At 42.3% G+C, this 2,479-nt stretch carries 5 protein-coding genes; 3 read left to right on the top strand and 2 right to left on the bottom strand.

What is annotated here, in order from left to right:
* Positions 1-29 precede the first annotated feature (29 nt).
* The 3 genes from fliS (at position 30) to C4B57_12085 (ending at position 1,369) form a co-directional block, all read left to right on the top strand.
* Positions 30-584 (top strand): flagellar export chaperone FliS, encoded by a 555-nt coding sequence (gene fliS / locus C4B57_12075; GenBank protein PXF50489.1) that lies wholly within the window; start codon positions 30-32, stop codon positions 582-584.
* The gene (locus C4B57_12080) at positions 574-909 is read left to right on the top strand and encodes a hypothetical protein (GenBank protein ID PXF50490.1); all 336 of its coding nucleotides are present in this window, start codon (positions 574-576) and stop codon (positions 907-909) included. The genes fliS and C4B57_12080 overlap by 11 nt, the downstream gene beginning before the upstream one ends.
* Positions 910-1,012: 103 nt before the next feature.
* Entirely contained in the window at positions 1,013-1,369 is a 357-nt protein-coding gene (locus tag C4B57_12085; protein ID PXF50491.1) for a hypothetical protein, read from the top strand.
* Positions 1,370-1,480: 111 nt separating this feature from the next.
* Here C4B57_12085 and C4B57_12090 read toward each other — a convergent pair whose 3' ends face one another.
* Together C4B57_12090 and csrA are read right to left on the bottom strand one after the other, a co-directional pair.
* Positions 1,481-1,969: a flagellar assembly protein FliW gene (locus C4B57_12090; protein ID PXF50492.1), complete on the bottom strand. Its 489-nt coding sequence runs from the start codon at positions 1,967-1,969 to the stop codon at positions 1,481-1,483.
* Entirely contained in the window at positions 1,969-2,220 is a 252-nt protein-coding gene (gene csrA, locus C4B57_12095; protein ID PXF50493.1) for a carbon storage regulator, read from the bottom strand. Before csrA ends, C4B57_12090 begins: the two co-directional genes overlap by 1 nt.
* Positions 2,221-2,479: the final 259 nt, after the last annotated feature.

Below are 2,479 nucleotides of genomic sequence, written 5' to 3' on the forward strand. Positions count from 1 at the left end.
AAAAATTGAGGAGTTGACTCAAAAAATGGTTGCTCTATGAAAGAATCTTCAGACCAATGGCAGTAATTGTATGGCAAGCAGCCTACCCGGTGCTTGCTGCCTGTATCTTATATGAAATATCCAGAGAAAGGAGATTCATTATGACAGGCGGTGCATATACGGCCTATAATAATTCAATGGCTCACATGACCGACAGAAATGATAAGGTCCTGTTGATGCTTTATGACGGCGCACTGAAATATGTAAGGTTTGCACGGATAGGAATTGAGGAGAAGAGTCCCAAGATAAGGGGCGAGAATATCTCAAAGGTAATGGCGATCCTTACAGAGCTTGACTGTGCCCTGGACAGGGAAATAGGAGGCCCTCTGGCTGAAAATCTCTCCAGGCTGTACCGGTATATGATGGACCGGTTGACCGTTGCAAATATGGATAGTGATGCTGAGGCCCTTGATGAGGTGGAGAGACTCCTGTCTGAATTGAAAGAGGGATTCGAGGGAGCGGTTAAAGAGAAATGCACTGAAATGCCTGTTCACCTTGAGGTCGAGAAATACGGAACACAGAGGAGATTTTGTCTTGCAATCTGAACCGCATGAATCCCTGTTTAGAAGGCTCCTTGACATTACGTCGAAGGCGAGAAGGGCCGCTCACGAAGTGGATATTGATGCGTTAATACTCCTGACGAAAGAGCACGATTATGTGATGGATAAGCTGAATAGGACGGGCTTCAGCAAAGATCCGGATCTGCTTGATCTGGTAAAAGAAGTACATGATCAGGTCGGCGGGATTATAGCAGAAATCAGGAAAAGGCGGGATGAGATAGGCAGAGAATTGAGGACATTTGTTGAGAGGAAGAGAATGGCTGGTGCCTATGCCCAAAACGCTTGGTCTGCAACAATATGCAGTAAGTAAGCTATGTTGCATCGCTGCTTATATCTATGAAGTTGGATATGCCTGGGGGCCGCAAGCTCAGGCCAATCCAGGATACAAATCAAAAAGGGGGTAAATAAATAAAATGATGGTAGAAGCTGTGCAGAATATCAGCAGCATCAGTCCCCTTGAAAACAGTGTGGATTTTGCTGCCAAGGCAAAGCCGGAGAAGACTGTATCCCGGCTGAACGAGCCAATACCAAAGGAAACACGTAAAACGGAGGTCTCGACATCTTTACTTGACCAGGTGCAGGAAAACATACGTATAATGCACGATGTAAATTTTCAGTTTTCAGTGCACAAGGCGACTGGCCGGACCATTGTAAAGATAACAGACCAAGACAGCGGAAAGCTGATCAGAGAGATTCCTCCGGAGCAACTCCTGGACCTGGCCGCCAAAATTGACGAGATGATCGGGATCCTCTTTGACAAAAGGGCATAGAAAAAACCTTGCCATTTTGTCGAAACTGGAAATTCGAAATTTGAAATTAGGTAACGCATCTACGTCTTTGTGTTTTTCCCAATTTCAAATTTCAAATTTCAAATTTCACTTTTATATAGACAGGGCAGAGGCGATTATTTCCTCCTTCTTATAAGATTCCTCTCCTAAGATCAATTTATTATCCATCATAGAATATTGGATAGGGTAATCTGGTTTATCAAGGATAATCTGTTTTGCCAGTCTCTTTTTTAGATTTATTACAATCGGAGCCCTTAGATTTGCTGTCACCCTGAATGGATCAGAGCGAATCGTTACAATTGACATCAAAATTACATCTTCAGGCGATTCTATTTCGAGTAATTCTACATCATTATCCTGAATAATCGGTTTATAGTCAGGTTTAATAACAAAGGGATTTATCACAACAAAGGCTACTGAACCGTCATCAACGGATTGGAACCACCAAAATAAAATTTCTTCATCCTGTACAAGAAGTACATATCTTTTTAGATGCTCAAAACCCAATATCCCTGCCTTCATCATAATGGCCCTGGATTCATCAATATCGATATCCCCGAAGCGGGTGGTAGAAAGCCTCACTAAATTTTCTCCTTTTCTTTTTTTAATCTATCCCATATATGAGACAATTTCTTATCGCCAAGGACGTCATATTGTGCAGCAAAAATATTCTGCTCTTGAATCATTTGATAAACTTCCTCACGATGAACGGAAACATGTTTAGGAGCATCTATCCCTATACTTACCTGCTTTCCCCTGACCTCTAAAAAAGTAACCTTGATCTCATCGGCTATTCTGATTGATTCGCCTAACTTCCTTGTCAGGATCAGCATCTTCTCCCACTTATTTGAGAAAATCGAGTATTGTAAGATTCTCTATCTTTGATGCCGTTGCATAAGATGCCTTTAAGGCGATCTCTTTCATGGCAAGCTCGGTGGTAATTTCAGAAATATCCGCATCCTCGGTATTGGAGCGTGTCCCGTAAATCATATCAGCCGAAGATTTCGATTCGGCCAAATTTTGGCCTTATGCCCCTCTGGACTTTCTGGAAATGCTGATTATTGAGATTCATTGTCATAAGAGCCTTATTCC

Source organism: Deltaproteobacteria bacterium (genome assembly GCA_003194485.1).
In the GTDB taxonomy this organism is placed as follows: Bacteria; Desulfobacterota; Dissulfuribacteria; order Dissulfuribacterales; family UBA3076; genus UBA3076.